This window comes from Sulfuriferula multivorans (genome assembly GCF_003851125.1).
Classification (GTDB): domain Bacteria; phylum Pseudomonadota; class Gammaproteobacteria; order Burkholderiales; family Sulfuriferulaceae; genus Sulfuriferula; species Sulfuriferula multivorans.
Genome location: NZ_BGOW01000063.1, coordinates 1 through 1,416 on the forward strand (window position 1 = coordinate 1; position 1,416 = coordinate 1,416).

The window sequence follows — 1,416 nt, forward strand, 5'->3', positions numbered from 1 at the left end:
GACACATATTTCGAACGCGTTTAACTTGGCCTTCAATAATGGCTTTAATAAATGAATGATGAGCAGGCTTGCGTGGCATTTTAAGGGCTAACGTGCAGCTTGAGGGGCGCGGAAACAGGCGGCGAAGCCGGCTGTTGGAGCGTCCCACTCGAAGCGATTGTTAGCCATTAATCCCATAGGAAGAACCATGTTGCAGTGTCTTTGAGTGAATGGGCGTAGTCGAGAATAGCGTCCTCCCCAAGGCATTCTGGAGCATAGAGCAGGTGCTCCCATGCAAGTTGTTCGCAAGCGGCTCGATTTGTTGGGGGCCTGCCTACCTTGAACTCTACAGTGTAAGAAGTAATTGCAACTATTTCTGCTCCGAACTGTTCATGCCACCGCTTGGCGAGAGCGACATGAATGTAAGGTGCTGGGCATTGATCAAGATCAGCGAACGGTAAATATGCGGGGGCAGACCAGGAACTGGTAGTAGGCAGGACTGCTGCACATGTGTCCCCGCTGAGCCATGCGTCCATCCCGGAAGGATGCACGCTTAGTGATCGTTCGGGTGTGTCTGTGGGCCAGCGGCCCAAAGAATTGCCTAGGTCTCTGCGTGCATTATCTATTGTCTCTGCTGAGGCCCATTCGCTCACATCAAATGTAGCAGCGAGTGCGATTATTTCTGCGGGCGACGTAGCAAGGGTGCGAGGTGATATCGAATGGTTTTCGATATCGTGTAAGCCGCCAAGTAGCACAACACATTTAGGGGCTGCGGATGCCAGGAGCGCGTCGTACTCCCTCCTGGTGTGGGCAATGTCAACTCTATAGGGAAGTGGGTAACTATTGAGGACCTCTTTTAAGTCATTCTCATGTATCACTTGAGGTTCGTGCACTGCCACTGCTATGGGGGCGAAGCGTTGGCGAAACTGGATCGATAGCAATGGGAAGTTTTCAGCTTTGAAGTCTACTGCATAGACCAGCTTACTTTGTTTATCGTAGATCTTGAATATTTGAAGCACTTCGTGCTCCTTGTACTTACCGATTTCAGACCATCGCAGGTGATGGATGTTGTTCCGAGCATTTACTATCTGAATCCCCTCGCTCGTTAGTATTAGCTTGTGAAACAAGAACGGGATTAATGATGTGGCCATAAGACCCACATATCCCATAAACAGGCCTATCGGCACATAAATAAATGATTGTGGCGTCTCCCACAATCGTTCAGAAATTGGCAGCCAAAGCAGGTACAAGCCAGCATATAGAAAAAGTGGCACAGCCAACGCTAATGCAATCTGAATCCATGGCTTGTATTGAATGACCGTGCGCGTCGTCATCGAGTATGGCTAACGAATGAAAGGGACTTCCCCGTCCCGAGGCAGCGGAGAAGTTTCCGCGAACGGCAACCAGTGCCATGATGGAATTTCGATCATTTCATCA

General features: G+C 49.8%; 1 protein-coding gene. It reads right to left on the reverse strand.

All coding sequences use genetic code 11. From position 1 onward, the window contains the following. Positions 1-167: 167 nt before the first annotated feature. Positions 168-1,130, reverse strand: a complete 963-nt coding sequence (locus tag EI185_RS17480; protein WP_189836458.1) for a DUF4253 domain-containing protein — start codon at positions 1,128-1,130, stop codon at positions 168-170. Positions 1,131-1,416 lie beyond the last annotated feature (286 nt).